The following is a 20,017-nucleotide window of genomic DNA, read 5'->3' as shown; positions in this document are numbered from 1 at the left end:
AGTCCGCTTTTCATTCCCTTTGCCGCTCCTCCCAATCCGCCTATATCGCTTCCATGTTCCTGCGCCCCATCCTTCGCCTGTTCGAAACCTGGATCGATCCGTTCCGTCCGCGCGCCAACCTTCAGCCGCCGGGCTCAACGCTCGGATTCATCCGGTTCTATATCGGCCAGGCGAAGATGCCCTTCGTCGCCATGCTCGTTCTCGGCGGCACATCGGCGGCAATCGAGGCGGCACTTTTCTGGTTCGTCGGCCGGCTGGTCGATATCCTCGGCAGTATCACGCCCGGCGCCGGCTGGAGCGGTCTTCTGGCGGCCCATGGCGGCGAACTGTTCGGCATGCTCGCTCTCATCGGGCTCGTGCGTTTCGTCGTCGCCTTCCTGATCGCGCTCGTCGATCAGCAGGTGATCACGCCGGGCTTCTATAATCTAGCACGTTGGCAATCCTATCTCCATGTCTCGAGGCAGTCTTTATCGTTCTTCCAGAGCGATTTCTCCGGGCGCATCGTTACCAAGGTCTGGTCGGCCGGGCAGGCGACCGGGGATCTCGTCACCTCGCTGATGGAAAGCGTCTGGTTCGTCGGCATTTATGCGGTGACGACGCTCGTGCTCGTCGCGAGGCTGGATTTTTCTCTCGCCGCCGTCGTGCTGTTCTGGCTTGGCGCCTTCAGCCTGCTTGCCCGCCACTTCGTTCCGAGGATCCGCCAGCATTCCCGCGAAACGGCGGAGGCCGGATCGATGCTGAACGGGCGGATGGTCGATTCCTACAGCAATATGCAGACGCTGAAACTGTTTGCCCGCGACGAGGAAAGCGACCGCTATATGCGGCAGGGCTTCGATATCTATCAGGATACGGTGCTGCGCTTCACCCGTTTCATCACCGGCGTCAGGGCCTCGATGGCGCTGCTCTCCGGCCTGATGATCGTAACGATGGCGGGGCTGAGCGTTGATCTCTGGCTGCGCGGCATGGTGAGCTCCGGAGCCGTGGCCTTCTCGCTGGCGCTGGTGCTCAGGCTGAATTTCTTGCTCGGTCGGTTGATGACGCAGTTCAATGGCATCATGCGCAATCTCGGCACCATCCAGAACGCCGCCGAGTTGATCTCCCAGCCTCTGGGGCTGGTCGATCGGGCCGATGCGAAGAGCCTGGTGATCCGCCAGCCCGGCATCCGTTTCGACAATGTTTCGTTCCGCTACGGCAAGGGTCACCTGCCGGTCGTCGAGAATTTCTCCCTGACAATCCACCCTGGCGAAAAGGTCGGGATCGTCGGCCGTTCGGGCGCGGGGAAATCGACGCTGATGAACCTGCTGCTGCGTCTCTACGACATTCAGGACGGCCGTATTCTCATCGACGGCCAGGATATTGCAGCCGTGACGCAGGAATCGCTCAGAATGCAGATCGGCGTCGTCAGCCAGGACACCTCGCTGCTGCATCGTTCGGTGCGCGACAATATCCTGTTCGGGCGGCCGGATGCCGGTGAGGAGCGGTTGGTCGAGGCAGCCCGGCGCGCCGAAGCCATAGATTTCATCGAACGCCTGCAGGATCAGCAGGGGCGCAGAGGTTTCGATGCGCATGTCGGCGAACGCGGCGTTAAACTGTCAGGCGGGCAGCGGCAGCGCATCGCCATTGCCCGCGTCATGCTGAAGGACGCGCCGATCCTCGTCCTCGACGAAGCGACGTCGGCGCTCGATTCGGAAGTGGAGGAAGCGATCCAGTCCAATCTCCACCGGATCATGGAGGGCAAGACCGTGCTTGCGATCGCCCATCGGCTGTCGACGATTGCAGCGCTGGACCGGCTGATCGTCGTCGATCTCGGCCGCATCATCGAGGAGGGCAGCCACGATCAATTGCTTCGTCGCGGCGGGCTCTATGCCGAGCTCTGGGCGCGCCAGTCCGGCGGCTTCCTCGCGGCGGACGAGGATGCGGTCTCAAGGGTCGACGGCGAATTCCGCCATGAGGCCAAAATGATTTGAACCGAAGCTGTTCTCGATCCGGCGGACCGACTTCAGCCGTAGAGGCGCCCGGCTGAAGACGTGATCGATCGGAATGCCGAAGGCGCCTGCCGCGATCGGCCAGGTCGCCGGTTCCAGCGAGACCGTGCCAAGCCCCTGGCTGCGCATCAGATACTGCACGTCGGGCGCCAGAATCGACGTGTTGAAATCGCCGGCAAGGACGAGCGGCCCCGGTAGGGACGGAATAATCTCGGCGAGATCTTCGATTTCCAGGCCGTGGAATTCGTCGTAATATGGCTTGGTCAGGTGCGCGGCGAGGAAATTGACCTTCTGGCCGTCGAAATCGATCGTCGAGATCGTCAGCCGGTTGCGCCAGAGCAGCCCGAGGTTGCGGATGCGGGGTTCGATGAGCGGGCGCTTCGACAGCACCAGCGTGTCGCATTCCTGCATGCCGACACCGCAGCCGATGTAATAGGGGTAAGTCTTCAAGAGCCGAGGCAGTTCCGACAGTAGCGGCTCGGCCTCCAGGATGCTGACGACGTCGGCGCCTGAGGCGATCACCATGTCGGCGATATCGCCGCCGTTGGCGAAATTATCATTCTCGATATTGAAGGACATGAGCTTGAAGAGGGCCGGACGGTTTTGATCGACTGCCGGCTCGGCGAACTCCCGCGCCATCACCACGCCATGGACGGCAAGGATCAGCGACACGCCGAGCGTCAGCAACGCATACCAGTGCCGCTTGATGAGAAAGGCTGCGACGGACGCTGCCGCTGCTGCTGCCGCCAGATGGACCTGGAAGCTGTAAAAGAAGGAAAGCAGATAGAAATCTTTGACGTAACGCAATGAGATGATGGTGAGAACAAGGGTCGTGAGAACGCTGAATACGCAAAAAATCGTGTCTCTCATCCGCTCCGGTCCAGCTCGATGGCGTCGTTGCGACTGCGCCTATCACGGTAGCTTTTTTGTTGCAATGCAACATGGGGGCAAGCTCGTGTTTGCCTTAAAAAATTCATCGGAAATTCCCGCGACATTGTGCCCTCGTCCCCTTGCCAAGGCTGGACATAATTTGCGATCAAGCTTAGAACGCGCCGGATTGCCGGGGAATCTATGGCCGAATTGTGTCCAGATCGATTCGCCGGCAGAGGGGGCAGGGCGGAATTCCGCAATAATTGCGCAGAGGATGGTTAGGCCGTGAGCGAACACGTAACGACAAGCGAGGCTTCGACAGAGCCTACTCGCCGTGATTTCCTTTATCTCACCACTGGTATGGCGGGCGCTGTCGGCGCCGTCGCGGTTGCCTGGCCGTTCGTCGACCAGATGCGGCCGGATGCGTCGACGCTGGCACTGGCCTCCATCGAAGTCGATGTTGCGAGCCTCGAGCCCGGCATGTCACTGACGGTCAAGTGGCGCGGCAAGCCGATCTTCATTCGTAACCGTACGCCTGAAGAAGTGAAGGCCGCCGCCGATGTTCCGCTGGCGGATCTCAAGGATCCGGTCGCCCGCAATGCCAACCTGCCGCCGGAGGCTCAGGCAACGGGCGTTGACCGTTCAGGCGGCAAGGACAAAGAAAACTGGATCGTCATGGTCGGCACCTGCACCCATCTCGGCTGCGTTCCGCTCGGCCAGGCCGGCGAATATAATGGTTGGTTCTGTCCCTGCCATGGCTCGGTCTACGATACGGCCGGCCGCATCCGTAAGGGTCCTGCGCCGCAGAATCTGGCGATTCCGACCTTTTCATTTATATCCGATACCAAGATCAAGATCGGTTGAGGGGAGACTGATTAATGAGTGGCCATTCCAGCTACGAGCCATCAACCGGCCTTGAGAAATGGGTCGATGCGCGCCTGCCTTTGCCGCGCATGGTCTATGACAGCTTCATTGCATATCCGGTTCCGAGAAACCTGAACTATGCCTATACCTTCGGCGCCATGCTCGCCGTCATGCTGATCGTACAGATCCTGACGGGCGTTACGCTCGCCATGCATTATGCCGCCGACACGTCGCTGGCCTTCAACTCTGTTGAAAAGATCATGCGTGACGTCAACCACGGCTGGCTGCTGCGCTATATGCATGCCAACGGCGCTTCCTTCTTCTTCGTCGCCGTTTACCTGCACATTGCCCGCGGCCTCTATTACGGTTCCTACAAGGCGCCGCGCGAAATCCTCTGGATCCTCGGCGTCGTCATCTACCTCCTGATGATGGCGACCGGCTTCATGGGCTATGTTCTGCCCTGGGGGCAGATGTCCTTCTGGGGCGCGACCGTCATTACCGGCTTCTTCTCGGCCTTTCCGCTGGTCGGCGAATGGATCCAGCAGTTCCTGCTTGGCGGCTTCGCCGTCGATCAGCCGACGCTGAACCGCTTCTTCTCGCTGCACTACCTGCTGCCCTTCATGATCGCCGGCGTCGTCGTTCTGCACATCTGGGCGCTGCACGTCACCGGCCAGACGAACCCGACCGGCATCGAGGTCAAGACGAAGACGGACACGGTGCGTTTCACGCCTTATGCGACGATGAAGGATGCGCTCGGCGTCTCCGTCTTCCTGCTGGTCTATGCCTATTTCGTCTTCTACCTGCCGAACTTCCTCGGCCATGCCGACAACTACATCCCGGCAGACCCGTTGAAGACGCCGGCCCACATCGTTCCGGAATGGTACTTCCTGCCGTTCTACGCGATGCTGCGCTCGATCACCTTCAACGTCGGCCCCATCGACTCCAAGCTCGGTGGCGTGCTCGTCATGTTCGGCGCGATCATCGTGCTGTTCTTCCTGCCCTGGCTCGACACCTCCAAGGTCCGCTCGGCCGTCTACCGTCCCTGGTACAAGCTGTTCTTCTGGCTGTTCGTGATCAATGCGATCATCCTCGGCTGGCTCGGCTCGCAACCGGCGGAAGGCTTGTTCACCACGATTTCGCAGATCTGCACGCTTCTCTACTTTGCTTTCTTCCTGGTCGCGATGCCAGTTCTTGGCCTGGTGGAAACACCGCGCCGCATACCGAACTCGATCACCGAAGCGGTGCTCGAAAAGCGCAACAAGACAGTTGCTGCCAATGCAGCGGCCAATGCGTAAGCGAGCGGCGGAAGGAAACAGAAATATGAAAACGCTTGTTGCAAGCATTCTTTCGCTCGCAGTCGCTGCCGTTCTCGGCAGCGCAGCCTTGGCCCAGGAAGCGACGCCCGCCAATGGAGCAGCACCCGCCCATCATGAGGAAGGTGCGACGCCGCACTATCCGCTGAAGGAGCCGAAGGAGGAGGAATGGACTTTCGCCGGTCCGTTCGGCCATTACGACAAGGCTCAGCTTCAGCGCGGCCTCAAGGTCTACACCGAAGTCTGTTCCGCCTGCCATTCGATGAACCTCGTGCCTTTCCGCATGCTCGACGAGCTCGGCTATAACGAGGCGCAGGTGAAGGCTTTCGCTGCGAATTACGAAGTCCAGGACGGGCCGAACGCGGCCGGCGAGATGTTTACCCGCAAGGCGGTCCCTTCCGACCACTTCCCGGCGCCTTTCGCCAATGCGGAGGCGGCTGCGGCTTCCAACAACGGCGCGGCTCCGCCTGACTTTTCGCTGATCGCCAAGGCCCGCGAAGTCGAGCGCGGCTTCCCGCAATTCGTCTTCGACATCTTCACGCAGTATCAGGAGAACGGCCCGGATTATATCCACGCGCTGCTGACCGGCTATGAAGAGCCGCCGGCCGGTTTCCAGGTGCCGCAGGGCGGACATTACAACCCGTATTTCCATGCCGCCTCCGTCCTCGCCATGCCGAAGCCGCTCTCGGACGGCCAGGTGACTTATGATGACGGCGCGCCGCAGACCGTCGACCAGTATTCCAAGGACGTTTCCTCCTTCCTGATGTGGGCCGCCGAGCCGCATCTCGAGGAGCGCAAGCGCACCGGTTTCATGGTCATGGTCTTCCTGGCGATCTTCACGGTGCTGATCTATCTGACGAAGCGCTCGGTCTACGCCAACAAGGAGCATTGAGCGCTCCTTGCCTGAATTTTGAAAGGCGGCTTGAGGGCCGCCTTTTTTGTTGGTTCCGCCCCTGGCAATTGATAGGGTGCGGCCATCCTGTTCCAAACTAATGGTTCGAGCATGATGTCGTCCGAAAACCGCTCGCACTTTTCGGCATCGTGCTCTGGTTTCATGCGCTCGCAGATACGGACTTTCCATGGACAAGAATACGACTTCGGAACTCGCAGCCAGCATCCGCTCCATTCCCGACTATCCCAAGCCCGGCATCATCTTCCGCGACATCACCACATTGCTCGGCAACCCCCGGGCTTTCCGCCGGGCGGTCGATGAACTCGTGCAGCCCTATGCGGGCACGAAGATCGACAAGATTGCCGGCATGGAGGCACGCGGCTTCATTCTCGGCGGCGCGGTGGCGCATCAGCTTTCCTCCGGCTTCGTGCCGATCCGGAAGAAGGGCAAGCTGCCGCATGAGACCGTGCGCATCGCCTACAGCCTGGAATATGGCGTCGACGAGATGGAGATGCATCGCGATGCGGTGCAGCCCGGCGAGAAGGTGATCCTTGTCGATGACCTGATCGCCACCGGCGGTACGGCCGTGGGTGCCACCAAGCTGCTGCGCCAGATCGGTGCTGAGGTGGTCGGAGCCTGCTTCGTCATCGATCTGCCGGATCTCGGCGGCCGCAAGAAGCTGGAAGAGCTCGGCGTCAACGTGCACACGCTGGTCGAATTCTCCGGGCACTAAGCCCATATCCGATGCCGGCGGCGTCAGTCGAATTCCAGCACGCCGCTTTCGAAGCGCATGACGGCTTCGCCGTTCTGATTGACGCCCTCGCAGAGAATGGTGTTGAGGTGCCAGCCCGGCCGGGATGCGAGGGGCCGGCTGGAGAGCAGCGCGACGGAATAGGTCACGACGTCGCCCGGGAAGATCGGCCGCAGCCATTGCAGTTTCTGGAAGCCCGGCGAAGGGCCGAGGTTCGGCGCCTTCAGGCCCCTTTGCATAAGCGCGACGCTCTGGCTTTTCCAGAAGGCAAGGAAGGTCCGCATCCAGGCGGCGGTGGTGTGCCAGCCCGAAGCGCAAAGGCCGCCGAAGAGGGTATCCTTGGCTGCTGCCTTGTCGACGTGAAAACGCTGCGGATCGTAGCGCTCGGCGAAGCGGATGATGTTTTCCTCGGTGAAGGTGTAGCTGCCGATTTCGGCCTTTTCACCGATGGGGTAAAGTTCGGACATTCTCATGCTGCAATCTCCGGGCGCATGCGGATCATGACCGAATTTTCCGAGAGGCAGACGAGTTCGCCGCGCTGGTTTTCTACCTCGTGGCGGAACTTGGCGATGCCCATGCCGGGGCGCGAGCGCATCGGCCGGGCTTCAAGCACGGTCGAGTGACCCTGCAGCGTGTCCCCTGAAAGCACCGGCTTTCGCCATTCCATCAGGTCGATGCCCGGCGCGCCCTCACAGAGCGCGTTCAGGATATAGCTGTCGGCCATCATGCGCATCAGCATCGAGGAGGTATGCCAGCCGGAGGCGGCGAGGCCGCCGAGAATGCTGGCGCGGCCGGCAGCCTCGTCGAGATGCATCGGCTGCGGATCGAATTCCTGTGCGAATTCGATGATCTCCTCGGCGAGCACCAGCTTCGGGCCGAGGGCGAAGCGTCGACCGGGCTCAAAATCCTCGAAGGTAAGCTTTTCTGCCGGCATTCGCTTCTCCCGCCATATGCAGCGCCTAGAACAGGATGATTTTGGGCTGGGTCAGCCTAAAATCTGAATCCTGTTCTACATTAAAGAGTTAGAGCATGATGTCGCCCGAAAACCGCTCACACTTTTCGGCATCATGCTCTATTGCTTACAATAGCATCCGTGCGGGCTCAATGATTCCGGGGAGATAAACCGGCATGACGGAACTGAGGTCGATACTCGACGAGGCGGCGCGCCAGGGGCTGATTTCGCCGGAGGCGGGCGGACGGCTTTTGCCGTTCCTGAGCGAACGCGGTGTGGCCGTTGTCGGACCTCAGCCCATAAGGGCGGTTGAGGGAGACGCCTGGTCAGACACCGAGACGCCACGTTTCGTGCGAGGGTTCCACGATGTGCTGATCACCATCGGCGTTATCGTTGCGCTCGGCGGCCTCTGGGGGCTTGCTGCACTTTATGCCGTGGCGCCTGCCATCATCGTGCTTTCGGAAATCCTGGTGCGCCGCCAGCGGCTCGCTTTGCCGGCCGTCAGCCTGACGATCGCGCTGTTTTGCTGGACATGTCTGCTGATGTCGCATTTCTTCCCGCCGTGGACGCCGACTTCCCAATCCTTCGGAGCGGAGGCGACGCAGTTCGTTGCCGGTTTCCCGATCATTCTCGTCGCCTATTATGTCCGCTATCGCGTACCGCTGTCGCTGGCGCTCGCCATCATGTCGGTTCTTGCCTTTGTCCTCACTCTGCTTTTGCGGCTGGTGCAGTGGGCAAGCGGCAATCCGGCGTTTTTCCTCGATCATCCCGTCGCGCTGGCGCTGGTCTCCCTCGTCTGTGCGCTCGGACTGTTTGCAATGGCAATTTATTTCGATCTCGGCGACCGGCTGCGGCGGACAACGCGTTCGGATATTGCTTTCTGGCTGCATCTCGGCGCCGCGCCGGCGCTGCTCTACAGCACCGTTTTTCTGCTGTCGTTCGGGGAAGGCGTCCGTATCTTCGACGTCGGGAACATGTCGTCGCGGACACCCGCGGTCGTCGCGACGGTGGCGGCGCTGATGTTGATCGGTCTCATCATCGACCGGCGCGCCTTCGTGACCTCGGGGCTGCTGTCGCTCGGCGTCGCGATCTTCAGCGTCTTCAGGCAGGGAAGCGCTACGGTCGACACCTACATCTTCACGACGCTGATCGTCGTCGGCGCGATCGTATTGATCATCGGCACCGGTTGGATGCCGCTTCGTCGGCTGGTGCTACGCGCACTGCCGCCGGCAATTGCAAACAGGCTGCCGCCGGGTTGAGGCGGCAGCCTGTTCGCATCAGGTATTGAAACGGAAGTGGATGACGTCGCCGTCCTGGACGACGTATTCCTTACCTTCGTCACGCGCCTTGCCGGCATCCTTGGCGCCGACTTCGCCGTTGTATTTGATGTAATCGTCATAGGCGATGGTGTTGGCGCGGATGAAGCCGCGCTCGAAATCCGAATGGATGACGCCGGCGGCCTGCGGCGCCTTGGTACCGCGCTCGATCGTCCAGGCACGCGTTTCCTTTGGGCCGACGGTGAAATAGGTGATGAGGTGGAGCAGCTTGTATCCGGCGCGGATCAGCCGGTCGAGGCCTGCTTCGTCAAGGTCGAGGGCGGAGAGGAATTCCTTGGCCTCATCCTCGGGAAGCTGAGCGACCTCGGCCTCGATCGCCGCCGAGATGACGACGGTTTCGGCACCCTGTTCCCGAGCCATGACGGCGACGGCCTCGGTGAATTCGTTGCCGGTCGAAGCCTCGGCCTCGGCGACGTTGCAGACATAGAGCACCGGATGCGAGGTCAGGAGATTGAGACCCTTGAGGATGGCGATTTCCTCGGCATCCAGCGTCGACAGCAGCGTGCGCACCGGCTTGCCTTCGTTGAGCAATTTCAGCGACGCTTCCATGATCGGCAGCATCGCCATCGATTCCTTGTCCTTGCTGGTGGCGCGCTTGCGCGTCTGCTCGGTGCGGCGCTCGAGGCTTTCGAGGTCTGCGAGCATCAGCTCGGTCTCGATGGTCTCGGCATCGGCGACGGGATTGATGCGGCCCTCGACATGGGTGATGTCGCTGTCTTCAAAGCAACGCAGCACATGCACGATGGCGTCGACTTCACGGATATTGGCAAGGAACTGGTTGCCGAGGCCTTCACCCTTCGAGGCGCCGCGCACCAGGCCGGCGATGTCGACGAAGGAGATGCGGGTCGGGATCAGTTCTTTCGACTTGGCGATGTCGGCAAGCTTGCGCATGCGCGGATCGGGCACGGCGACTTCACCGGTGTTCGGCTCGATGGTGCAGAAGGGATAGTTCGCCGCCTGTGCGGCCGCCGTCTTGGTGAGCGCGTTGAAGAGGGTCGATTTGCCGACGTTCGGCAGACCGACGATGCCGCATTTGAAGCCCATGGCTAAAACCTGCTGTTCTTGAATTTCTTGCTGGTGCCTATGGGATAAAGGAGCAATGTGGTCAAGTCTTAGCGAGCTTTTAGCGTTGCTCACTTGCTCACGGAACGGTGGCGGCCTATTTTGGAGGGCGATTTCGGTTTCGATGCATTGCGGATTTTGTCAGATTGCTCTTGCCTGGCCGCAATAGCCGTGCCGGTCTCAAGCCAGCGGGCTTTTCCTCCTGATTGGTGGAGGCAGCGACCGTGGACCGTCGAAAATTCGTCATCGACAATGATTAGTTGTTTTGAAGATTCCTGACCATGTCATCGACGGGTGGATTTTCCGATGAGTGACAATGACGTTGCCCTGAAACCGAAGACCAAGGTGAAGCCGAAGCTGGACAAGCCGAAGCTTTACAAGGTCATCCTCGTCAATGACGACTATACCCCGCGTGAGTTCGTCATCGTGATCCTGAAGGCCGTCTTCCGCATGAGCGAGGAGACCGGCCATCGGGTGATGATGACCGCCCATAAGCTCGGCTCCTGCGTGGTCGTGGTCTGCGCCAGGGACATCGCCGAGACCAAGGCCAAGGAGGGCATCGATCTCGCCAAGGAGATGGGCTTTCCGCTGATGTTCACGACAGAGCCGGAGGAATAGGTTCTGCTTCAGAGCATGATGCCGAAAAGTGTGAGCGGTTTTCTCATGACATCATGCTCTAGGGCCGGCAGATCTGAAAACCGGTCTTATCCCGCACGAAACCACAATTTTCGTAGAAGCGCAGCGTCGCCGGGTTCTTCGAGCCGGTGAGCAGCATCACCTTGTAACAGCCGGCCTTCCAAGCCTCAGTCACTGCGTGACTGATGACCGCGCCGGCATAACCACGCTGGCGGTGATCGGCGTGGGTGACGACGTTTTCAATCAACGCATAGGAGGCGCCGTTGCGCGTCAGGTTCGGCACGACGATCAAGGTGGCAGTTGCTGCGGGGATATCGCCGGCAAAGCCAATGAATACGGTCATGCCGGGCTGGGCGAGGACGGTGGAGAACAGCTCTTCGGCCACGGCCTTGTCGAGAACCGGATCGGCCGGGTTCAAATTCTGGTAGAGGGTGGTCAGCCCGGGAAGATCGCCGGCGGCGGCCGGACGGATGGCGATGTTCTGATCCGGCACCGGCCTCATTCCCCCTTGTTGCCGAACATCTTCTTCAGAATATCGGCCATCGGGCCGGTGGCCAGCACCTTCGGCTGATTGTGATTGCGCGCCTGGTGTATATGCGACTGGCCGGCCGGCTTCTTTTCGGTCGTCTTGTTGTCCTTCCGCGGCTTCTCCTCCTCGGCCTTGCCGCCGAGTGCCAGCGCGATCTTGTTCATCAGCTGCGAATCCTCGTTTCGCACCAGCATGTCGGCATTGTCGGCGAGCGTATCGAGAAGCGGCTCCAGCCAAGCCTTGTCAGCCTTGGCGAAATCGCCGAGCACGTGGTTCTGCACCATTTCCTTGATGCCGGGGTGCCCGATGCCGAGGCGCAGCCGCCGGTACTCCTTGCCGCAATGGGCGTCCAGTGACTTGATGCCGTTATGGCCGCCATGGCCGCCGCCGGTCTTCAGCCGTGCCTTGCCCGCGGGAAGGTCGAGCTCGTCATAGATCGCGACAAGATCGGCGGGCTGGAGCTTGTAGAAGCGCATCGCTTCGCCGACGGCCTCGCCGGAGAGGTTCATGAAAGTCTGCGGCTTGATCAACAGAACCTTCTCGCCGCCGAGCTCGCCCTCGGCGATCTCGGCCCTGAACTTTTTCGACCAGGGTGAAAAGCTGTGGCGCCGATGAATGGCGTCGACGGCCATAAAGCCGATATTGTGGCGGTTGCCGGCGTATTTGCCGCCGGGATTGCCGAGACCCGCGATGATCAGCATGGCCTGTCGTCCTCGCTTAACTTTTGCCCACGTTCACCACCCGGAAACGAGAGCAAAGTCAAGCGGAAAGGGCAAGCCCGCCGGCCGCGTCACTCCGAGAGGTTCATGCCGTATTTCTGGAAGATCTGCTTCTGGTCGCCATCGGCGATCAGCTTGTCGAGGGCCGCCTGCATTCTGGCGCGCAGATCGTCCGGAAAGCTCTTCTCGCAGGCAATGCTCATCGGTTGGGCGGACAGCACGGTCACCATTTCCACCGGCTGGTCGGCCTTCAGCTTTTCGAAATAAAGTTCTGAGATCGGCATCATGTCGATGCGCCCGCCGAGCAGCTTGCGCAGCGTCGCGTTGAAATCGCTGGCGACATCGAGCTTGGTGAAGCCCTTCTCCTTCAAGATCGTCTCGGTATAATCCTCGCGCTGCGTGCCGATCGTATATTTCTTCGCCTCGTCCAGATTGCTGGCGGTGACGCCCGAGCCTTTGCGGGTAATCAGGATGTTGCGGTCGATCAGCAGCGGCTCCACCCATTTAAACAGTGGGTCGCGTGCGCTGTTGTGAGCGGTCGCGAAGACGCAGGTCATCGGCGCGGTGCGGGCGAGGCCGAAGGCGCGTGCCCAGGGCATGATCTCGATCGTGTAGTCGACGCCGATCGCGGCCATCACCTTTTCGACCTGCTCGACGGTCGCGCCTTTGATCTCCTTGCCGTCGCGATAATTGAAGGGGGCGTAATCCTCCGTGGTGAAAGTCACTGTTTGCGCATGCGCGGCGCAGGGCAGCGCCAGGCATGCGAGAAGCAGGAGCTTTTTCATTATCTCATCTCCTTGTTCATGAGGCGCGGGCGACGGCCGATTCCGAGGCCATCAGTTCCTCGATGAGTACGGCTGCGTGTTTCGGACGATGGAAGAGGTAACCCTGGCCATAATCAAGCCCCATCTGATGGAGCGTGCGGCATTCCTCTTCGGTTTCGATACCCTCGGCGATGACGGTGCAGTTCATCTTATGAGAGAGCGTGGTAATGCCTTCGATCAGCATGCGGCTCTTCTGGCGCACGTCGTCGTCACCATCATTGATCGCGCGGGTGAAGGACTGGTCGATCTTGATGATGTCGACAGGGAAGCGGTTGAGGTAACTCAGCGACGAATAGCCGGTGCCGAAATCATCGAGCGCGATACGGCAGCCGAAGCGGCGAAGCTCGGTGACGATCATGCGGATCTGCGGATTGTCGTGCATCAGCACGGCTTCGGTGATCTCGACAACAATGCGCTCTGGATGGATGCCATGGTGACCGACGATGGCGGCAAGCCGGGCCGGCAGCGCCGGCTCGAACTGCAGGGGCGAGAAGTTGATGGCGAGATAGCTATCCTGCATGCCGGATATGCGGGAGATCTTCGCGAGATTGGCGATCGCCTTTTCCATGATGACATTGCCGACGCGGACGATTTTTCCTGTCTCCTCGGCAACGCTGATGATCTCGGCCGGCGGCATCAAGCCTTTCTGCGGATGATTGAGGCGCATCAGGGCTTCGAAACCGGCAATACCGCGGCCGTTCAGATTGACGATCGGCTGCAGGAAGGCCTCGAACCAGTTGTCGACGAGGCCGGATTCGATATTGGGCTCGATCTCGGCGCGGCTGCGGGCACGGTCGAGCATGGCGTTGTCGAAAAGCTGCGCGCCATTCTTGCCGTCGCGTTTCTTGGCATACATTGCCAGATCCGATTTCTGCAGCAGTTCGGCGGCGGTTGCGGCATGATGCGGATAAATGGCGATGCCGACGGAAGCACTCAGATGCATGTCGGGGGCAAACGGCGTTTCGAAGATCGAGGCGATCTGCTCGCACATCATCCTGGCGCGTTTTTCGGCATCCTTCGCCGGCAGCAGGATGGCAAATTCGTCGCCGCCGAGACGGGCCGCCTCATCGGAGGGAGCGAGGTAGGTCTTCAGGCGCTCGACGAGCTCGATCAGCGCCATGTCGCCGGCGGCATGGCCCATATTGTCGTTGATCCACTTGAAGCGATCGAGATCGACGAAGAGGCAGGCGAGCTCCTGGCCGGCCGCGTCGGCGGCGGCGATCTTGTTGTCGAGTACGGCTTCGAAGCCCTGGCGATTGAGCAACCCGGTCAGGTGATCGGTGATCGCCTGGCGGTGGTTGCGGTCCTCGGATGCCTTGAGTTCGGTCACATCGGTCATGACCGACAGCGAGAGGCGGTCGTGAGCGCCGGCTTCCGCCTCCGACTCCATGATGAGGACGTCCATGGTGCGGCCGTCCAGGCAGACGAACTTGACGGTGACAGCAATGCCGCTTTCCGCCTGGCGGCGCTTGAACTTGTCGCGGGTGGTCGATGTCACGAGATCGGCGAAGTTGCGGCCGATGACGGCGGCGCGGTTATAACCTGTGGCAAGCAGCCAGTAATCGCTGACGGCGGTGATACGGTCTTCCTCGTCGAGCGAAAAAAGCATGGCGGGCGTCAGATTATAGATGTCGGTGGCGCGGCGATGGGCGAACTTCAGCTCCTTCTCCTCGCTTTCGAGCTTTGTCTGCATCTCGTTGAAGCTGCGGGCAAGCCGTCCCATCTCGTCGTTCGACTGCCAGTCGACATGGTGGCGGGAGCCGAGCTGCCGGGTGGCCTCGATCGCGGCCGTCAGCCGCATCAGCGGCTGGATGACGAAGAACCGGTTGCCGATCAGCGCGGTGCCGAAAACCGCCAGAACCGCGAAGATGAAGATCGAGATGAAGACGACCTCTTCCTGCTTCAGGCCGGAAAACAAACCGAGCGCGGGATAGTAGACGCTGATGCTGCCGAGGTTCTTCGGACCGTCGACGGTGTTGTAGATGATGGCGCGCGACACCTGCACGAGCTTGCCGTCGAAGGAGCGCGGAATGGTGGACTGACTGATGTCGAGCTGGCCCGACTGATCACGCACCTCGACCTTGACGATGGCGCCCTGGGAAACGACCGTCGCGCTGATCTGGGTGACACTCTCCTCATCGAGGTCCCAGAGTGGCTTTGCCAGCGCCTGGGCATTGGCGACAAGGAGAACGGAAATGTGATCGCGTATTTCCTTGTCGGCCCGTTCCGAGGAAAGAAAAAGGAAGAGAACAAAGAGGGGAGCGACAAAAACGAGCAGCGCTCCGCAAACAATTCCAAAAAATCTGTTCTCAACGGAATTGTTCATGGTTCCGTCTACTCCCCCAGGCCGACCCTTATCTGCTGTCGCGCGCTAAGGCGGGCTTCTTTGCAGCTGACGAAGCATGCTTTCATGAATACGTTAAATGTTGCTGAAACAGGGGCTTGCCGGGCAACGAAAAGCCCGCCCTCCCAGTTCATGGGAAAGCGGGCCGCATGTTTTAAAAATGTCGAAGCGATCAGGCTTCGGCTTCGCCTTCCGCGGCGCTCTCGTCGATGCCGGCAGCCGGAGCGATGATGGTCGCGATCGTGAAGTCGCGGTCGATCACGGTGGTGACGCCCTTCGGAAGAGTGACTTCCGAAATATGGATGCTGTCGCCGATCTTCTTGCCGCTGAGGTCAACGTTGAAGAATTCCGGGATCGCATCGGCCGGGCAGTGAACTTCGACTTCATGGCGAACGATGTTCAGAACGCCGCCGACCTTGAGGCCCTGGGACTTCTCTTCGTTGATGAAGTGAACCGGGATTTCGACGGTCACCTGGGTATTGGCGGAGACGCGCAGAAAATCGACATGCATCGTGAAGTCACGGACCGGATCGAGCTGGTAGTCCTTCGGCAGAACCTTGTATTTCTTGCCGTCGACTTCGATCGTTGCCACGGTGGTCATGAAACCGCCGGCGTGAATGCGCTTCGTCACCTCATTGGTGTTGAGAGCGATGGAAATGGGGGCCTGCTTGTCACCATAGATGACAGCGGGAATCAAACCGTTGCGGCGAAGTTCACGGGCGGACCCCTTACCAACCCGTTCGCGCGCCTCGGCCTTGAGCTCGTAAGTTTCCTGGCTCATGGCTATTCCTTTCGAGGTTATTTGGAGAGTTCGTCGGCGGGCAGAAGCCTTGTTCCGTCGAACCGGAGGCGGGTTTCCCCGTCCTCATCCGCGTTGCCTCCAAGGGTGTCTACACGGACCGGTGGCCTATATTATAAGTCGCTCGGAAACGCAAGTTGTGGATCAGGCTTGTTTCTGGCAAGCCGAATGCCACGTTCGGGAAGGCGATGTTTGCGCCTGCTGCGAATTCCGCAGCCCCGCAAAGTGGTGAAATCAGCAGTCCCGCTATAGCTGAGGTTGACATCGGCGCGCTTCCCCTCTTTGGATGCCGCAATCAAAAAAGCGGCTGAGGAGAAATCGGACTATGCGTCTTAAACTTGTCACGGCAACGAGCTTGCTGGCACTTTGCCTTGTCACCACCGCCCAGGGTGTCGAGATCAACCAGAACGGCGCCGATGCGCTCAAGGGCAACCTGACGAAGCTGCTTCCCGAGGATCTGGCAAAGAGCGGCCTGATCACCGTCAATCCGGCGGGCACACGCTACGAAATCATCTACGATCTGGCAAAGCTGCTTTCCAAAGCTGACCCTTCAAAATTCACCATCAACGGATTGACGCCGTTCTCGACCTTTGCCACACCGCTCGACAGCGGCCTCTGGAACATCGAAGGCGACAATAAGTTCGATGTCTCCGGTCATTTCAAAGGACCCGACGAAAAGCCGACGGATTTCTCCTATTCCATCGCTTCGCTTGTCTATGCCGGAGTCTTCGATCCGGCGATCAGCTATCTGCGCTCCAGCACCGCCACGGCCAAGGACATCAGGCTCACCAGCAAGTCCGAGACCGAAGAAGTCAGCGCCAGCATCGCCAGCATGGATCAGAAGCTGAGTTCGACCGACAGTGCCGGCGGCAACGGGCGTATCGATATCGTCGGCAGCGGCTCGGCGTCGACTTTCGTCGAGCAGGTTTCCGGCGCGCAAATGCCGCCCGTCGAAATCCGTGCCGACTCGATTGATGTCGAAGCCAAGATAAACGCTCTGCCGGCCAAGCAGATCCGCGAGATGGTCTTCTTCATTCTCGATCATGCCGACGAGAAGGAGCTGAGCCCCGAAAACAGCGCCAAGGTGAAGGGGATACTCAAGGAATCTTTCCCGCTTCTTGCCTCGTTCAGCGAGACGATTGGTGTCAACAATCTGACCGTCAGCACCCAGATGGGCAATGGTGGCGTCAAGCAGTTCGGCTATAACGTGGCCATGGACGGGCCGAGCGACGCGCTGCGTTTCGGCTTCGGCATGAATGCGCATGATATCAGCCTCGCCAGTCCGCTGATGCCGCCAAGCTATTCGACATTCATGCCGACCAGCTTCGACCTGCAGCTTGCCGTGCCGAATCTGGACTTTGCCAGCTTTGGCGATGCCTTGATGGCGATGGATTTCAAGGAAAATGCGCCGGAGGCGAGCGGCGAGGAGATGGGCAAGAAGCTCTTCCGCGACGGCCGGGTCACGGTCGAGTTTCCGAAGATCAGCGCCAAGTCGAATGTCTACGACATCGACATGACCGGCAAGATCGAGGGACGGGTCGACACCGAGAAGGACTATTCGATGGAGGCGACCATCCTTGCCCGCGATCTCGACAAGACGATCGCCGCGGTTCAAGAGCTTGCCAAGACGGATCCTGATCTCAACCAGGTTTCCTTCGGCATCATGATGGTGAAGGGCTTCGCAAAGACCGATGCCGATGGCCGCTCGCGCTGGGATATCAGCATCAGCCGCGACGGCGCGATCTCCGTCAACGGACAGGTGGTCAAGGAAGCGGACGGCCCGGATCAAGATCAGGGACTGGTGCCAGACCCGGAGCAGGAACCGGATCAGGGTGAGGACGCGGTACCTGCGCCGCCGCAGCAGCCTTGAGCGTTATCAATCGGGATAAGAAATAAATGAGGCCGGCCTTGTGCCGGCTTCAGCTTGTTGACCAACTCCGTTCTTTACCCGGCGTCATCCTCGGCCTTGTGCCACTGCTGTCGGGTTCGCGCCGATGGCTGCCATCGCCCTAGCCCGACCGGGGATCGAGCCGCTGGTCTCGACCCGTCCTTCTGACCCCCGTAAAACGGGGAGGCCAAACGCAGCGTCGAGGGTACGGAAAGCCGGTTCGGCAATATCCCTTCGCCCCGCGTGCGGGGAGAAGGTGGCGGCAGCCGGATGAGGGGCAGGCGGCGACCTCTTAGGGCGACAATTTTCTACTGATTTGTGCCCATCTGATACAAGAGCCGGTCGAATGCCGGCTCTTTTTAATCGAAGAGGCTGGAGACGGACTCTTCCTGGGCCGTTCGGCTGATGGCTTCGCCGATCAGCGGCGCCGTCGTCACGATGCGGATATTATGTGCCGAGAGCACCGCCGTGGTCGGCTGGATCGAATCCGTGATGACGAGTTCGCGAAGCTTCGAGGACGTGACGCGGGTGACCGCGCCGCCGGATAGGACGCCGTGGGTGATATAGGCGGTGACGCTGGCTGCGCCCTTGGCCAGCATCGCGTCAGCGGCGTTGCAGAGCGTGCCGCCGGAATCGACGATGTCGTCGATCAGCAGGCAGTCCTTGCCGGTGATGTCGCCGATGATGTTCATCACTTCGGATTCACCCGGCCGATCGCGACGCTTGTCGACGATGGCCAGAAGACAGTCCAGCCGCTTGGCAAGCGCGCGGGCACGCACCACGCCGCCGACATCCGGCGAGACCACCATGACGTTGCTGAGGTCGTAATGGCTCTTGATGTCGCGCGTCAGCACGGGCAGGGCGAAGAGATTGTCTGTGGGGATATCGAAGAAGCCCTGGATCTGCCCGGCATGGAGATCGAGCGTCATGACGCGGTCGGCGCCGGCTTCGGTAATGAGGTTTGCGACCAGCTTGGCGGAGATCGGTGTGCGGCCCGAGGCGCGACGGTCCTGACGCGCATAGCCGAAATAGGGAAGCACGGCCGTGATGCGACGGGCTGAAGAACGGCGCATCGCGTCGATCATGATCAGCAGTTCCATCAGGTGGTCGTTGGCAGGGAAGGCGGTGGGCTGCACGAGGAAAACGTCCTCGCCGCGCACATTTTCCTGGATTTCCACGAAGATTTCCTGATCGGCAAACCTTCGAACACTGGCTCTCCCCAAGGGAACGTTGAGATAGGTGCAGATCGCTTCGGCGAGTTGCCGGTTCGAATTGCCTGCGAAAACCTTCATTTTGGTCCGCCTGTTATGCGCTGATAGCCGCGCTTTTTAGCCAGCTTCCCCGTGAATGCAAGGGCAAAGGCGCCACAGGCTTTGATATTTGCAAAAAGTTTGTGACTAACCGCCCCGCGTCTGCCGCCAGGAGGAGAATTCCGCGATGGTTTTCGAGCCGATCTGCTGCATCACCGAGGCAGGAACGCCGGCCCAGGGATCGGCCGCTGCCGTCGGCACGCTTTCCTGCCCCTGGATGCGGTGCAGGCGGCCGCCGGCGCTGTCGAGAATGTCCCAGACATAGACGACGGTGACCTTGCCGTCGTCGCTGAAGGCGGAGAGGTAGCCTTTGAGAATGTAATCGCTGCTCGCGTCGGTCGAGCTCTTGATGGAAAGGCCGTGTGCGCGCGCCTCGGCGCCGAGCTGGCGCGACAGCGGGGTCACTGCCTGAACCGGCGCGCCGATGATCGGCAGGAAGCGCACGGTGTTGCCGCGGGCAGAGGAGGCGCCGGTGTTGAGGGCGGCGGTCTGCTGCGGCTGTTCTCCGGCGGGCGGTTGAGCCGGTTGTGCGGGAAGCTCACCGCTGGAAGCCGGCGGCGGCAGCGATTGCTCCTCGATCGGGGCGGAGGCGGCCGGCGAGGAACTGCTCCTCGACAGGGCGTCTGCCTGCTCCTGCATCGTCGTCGGCGGCGCGCCGGTGCCGGGTCGATAGGTCTGTTGCGACTGATCGTAAGCTGGATGGTAGCCGCCCGGCTGGGAGCTTTGGGCGAAGACCCGCTGGCGGGAACCCGCCATACGCTCGGCCTCGCTCTGCGTTACCGGGCTCGACGACGCGCGCGCGGAGGAATCGCCGATATCGACCTGCGGCGTCAGCGCATCGGTGGTGTTGCAGGCGGTCAGCAGGGCCGTGAAGACCAGGAGCGTGGGCACAATCGCAGCTCGCGTCATCCCTTGATCCGTCCTTCCCACAATCGCATCAGC

19 protein-coding genes are annotated in these 20,017 nt (G+C 60.6%); 8 read left to right on the top strand and 11 right to left on the bottom strand.

Features of this window, described 5'->3' with window-relative positions; translation table 11 throughout:
* Positions 1–53: 53 nt before the first annotated feature.
* On the top strand, positions 54–1,967 hold the full coding sequence (locus tag CO657_RS14215) for an ABC transporter ATP-binding protein (protein WP_012558508.1): 1,914 nt from the start codon (positions 54–56) through the stop codon (positions 1,965–1,967).
* Here the strand turns inward: CO657_RS14215 and CO657_RS14210 are convergent.
* The gene (locus CO657_RS14210) at positions 1,923–2,855 is read right to left on the bottom strand and encodes an endonuclease/exonuclease/phosphatase family protein (RefSeq protein WP_054182567.1); all 933 of its coding nucleotides are present in this window, start codon (positions 2,853–2,855) and stop codon (positions 1,923–1,925) included. The genes CO657_RS14215 and CO657_RS14210 overlap by 45 nt on opposite strands.
* A 285-nt stretch (positions 2,856–3,140) precedes the next feature.
* Here CO657_RS14210 and petA point away from each other — a divergent pair, with 285 nt between their 5' ends.
* The 4 genes from petA to CO657_RS14190 all read left to right on the top strand — a co-directional run bounded on the left by petA (position 3,141) and on the right by CO657_RS14190 (position 6,657).
* Positions 3,141–3,719, top strand: a complete 579-nt coding sequence (petA, locus tag CO657_RS14205; protein WP_003593062.1) for a ubiquinol-cytochrome c reductase iron-sulfur subunit — start codon at positions 3,141–3,143, stop codon at positions 3,717–3,719.
* A gap of 14 nt (positions 3,720–3,733) precedes the next feature.
* Complete coding sequence (locus CO657_RS14200) at positions 3,734–5,014, top strand: cytochrome b (RefSeq protein WP_003593064.1); 1,281 nt, start codon at positions 3,734–3,736, stop codon at positions 5,012–5,014.
* A gap of 25 nt (positions 5,015–5,039) precedes the next feature.
* Positions 5,040–5,924 carry a cytochrome c1 gene (locus CO657_RS14195; protein WP_054182568.1) on the top strand — a complete coding sequence of 295 codons (885 nt, stop codon included), beginning with the start codon at positions 5,040–5,042 and terminating at the stop codon, positions 5,922–5,924.
* A gap of 187 nt (positions 5,925–6,111) precedes the next feature.
* The gene (locus CO657_RS14190) at positions 6,112–6,657 is read left to right on the top strand and encodes an adenine phosphoribosyltransferase (protein WP_054182569.1); all 546 of its coding nucleotides are present in this window, start codon (positions 6,112–6,114) and stop codon (positions 6,655–6,657) included.
* 23 nt (positions 6,658–6,680) lie between these two features.
* On the opposite strand, the gene CO657_RS14185 is transcribed toward CO657_RS14190, so the two are convergent.
* Together CO657_RS14185 and CO657_RS14180 are read right to left on the bottom strand one after the other, a co-directional pair.
* Entirely contained in the window at positions 6,681–7,148 is a 468-nt protein-coding gene (locus CO657_RS14185; protein WP_054182570.1) for a MaoC family dehydratase, read from the bottom strand.
* A complete protein-coding gene (locus tag CO657_RS14180) occupies positions 7,145–7,609 on the bottom strand; it encodes a MaoC family dehydratase (RefSeq protein WP_054182571.1) in 465 nt (154 codons plus the stop codon). Before CO657_RS14180 ends, CO657_RS14185 begins: the two co-directional genes overlap by 4 nt.
* 194 nt (positions 7,610–7,803) lie before the next feature.
* Here CO657_RS14180 and CO657_RS14175 point away from each other — a divergent pair, with 194 nt between their 5' ends.
* Complete coding sequence (locus CO657_RS14175; RefSeq protein ID WP_054182572.1) at positions 7,804–8,886, top strand: hypothetical protein; 1,083 nt, start codon at positions 7,804–7,806, stop codon at positions 8,884–8,886.
* A gap of 18 nt (positions 8,887–8,904) precedes the next feature.
* On the opposite strand, the gene ychF is transcribed toward CO657_RS14175, so the two are convergent.
* A complete protein-coding gene (gene ychF / locus CO657_RS14170; protein ID WP_003593074.1) occupies positions 8,905–10,008 on the bottom strand; it encodes a redox-regulated ATPase YchF in 1,104 nt (367 codons plus the stop codon).
* A gap of 324 nt (positions 10,009–10,332) precedes the next feature.
* Here ychF and clpS point away from each other — a divergent pair, with 324 nt between their 5' ends.
* Positions 10,333–10,644 (top strand): ATP-dependent Clp protease adapter ClpS, encoded by a 312-nt coding sequence (gene clpS / locus CO657_RS14165; RefSeq protein WP_054182573.1) that lies wholly within the window; start codon positions 10,333–10,335, stop codon positions 10,642–10,644.
* 58 nt (positions 10,645–10,702) lie between these two features.
* Here clpS and CO657_RS14160 read toward each other — a convergent pair whose 3' ends face one another.
* The 5 genes from CO657_RS14160 to CO657_RS14140 form a co-directional block, all read right to left on the bottom strand.
* Positions 10,703–11,164, bottom strand: a complete 462-nt coding sequence (locus tag CO657_RS14160; protein ID WP_054182574.1) for a GNAT family N-acetyltransferase — start codon at positions 11,162–11,164, stop codon at positions 10,703–10,705.
* Positions 11,161–11,892, bottom strand: coding sequence for an aminoacyl-tRNA hydrolase (pth, locus tag CO657_RS14155; protein WP_003593077.1), 732 nt, complete (start codon positions 11,890–11,892; stop codon positions 11,161–11,163). The genes CO657_RS14160 and pth overlap by 4 nt, the downstream gene beginning before the upstream one ends.
* An 89-nt stretch (positions 11,893–11,981) precedes the next feature.
* Positions 11,982–12,695: a substrate-binding periplasmic protein gene (locus CO657_RS14150; protein ID WP_041671750.1), complete on the bottom strand. Its 714-nt coding sequence runs from the start codon at positions 12,693–12,695 to the stop codon at positions 11,982–11,984.
* A gap of 16 nt (positions 12,696–12,711) precedes the next feature.
* The gene (locus CO657_RS14145) at positions 12,712–15,060 is read right to left on the bottom strand and encodes an EAL domain-containing protein (RefSeq protein ID WP_054182575.1); all 2,349 of its coding nucleotides are present in this window, start codon (positions 15,058–15,060) and stop codon (positions 12,712–12,714) included.
* 190 nt (positions 15,061–15,250) lie between these two features.
* Positions 15,251–15,859, bottom strand: coding sequence for a 50S ribosomal protein L25/general stress protein Ctc (locus CO657_RS14140; protein ID WP_003593080.1), 609 nt, complete (start codon positions 15,857–15,859; stop codon positions 15,251–15,253).
* A 343-nt stretch (positions 15,860–16,202) separates the two neighbouring features.
* Here CO657_RS14140 and CO657_RS14135 point away from each other — a divergent pair, with 343 nt between their 5' ends.
* A complete protein-coding gene (locus CO657_RS14135) occupies positions 16,203–17,747 on the top strand; it encodes a hypothetical protein (RefSeq protein ID WP_054182576.1) in 1,545 nt (514 codons plus the stop codon).
* Between the two features lie 377 nt (positions 17,748–18,124).
* On the opposite strand, the gene CO657_RS14130 is transcribed toward CO657_RS14135, so the two are convergent.
* Both CO657_RS14130 and CO657_RS14125 read right to left on the bottom strand, forming a co-directional pair.
* Positions 18,125–19,057, bottom strand: a complete 933-nt coding sequence (locus tag CO657_RS14130) for a ribose-phosphate pyrophosphokinase (protein ID WP_003593082.1) — start codon at positions 19,055–19,057, stop codon at positions 18,125–18,127.
* 105 nt (positions 19,058–19,162) lie between these two features.
* Positions 19,163–19,984 (bottom strand): hypothetical protein, encoded by an 822-nt coding sequence (locus CO657_RS14125; RefSeq protein ID WP_054182577.1) that lies wholly within the window; start codon positions 19,982–19,984, stop codon positions 19,163–19,165.
* Between the last annotated feature and the right edge of the window lie 33 nt (positions 19,985–20,017).

Source organism: Rhizobium acidisoli, from assembly GCF_002531755.2.
Taxonomy (GTDB): Bacteria; Pseudomonadota; Alphaproteobacteria; order Rhizobiales; family Rhizobiaceae; genus Rhizobium; species Rhizobium acidisoli.
This window is presented reverse-complemented; position numbering and strand designations above follow the sequence as displayed.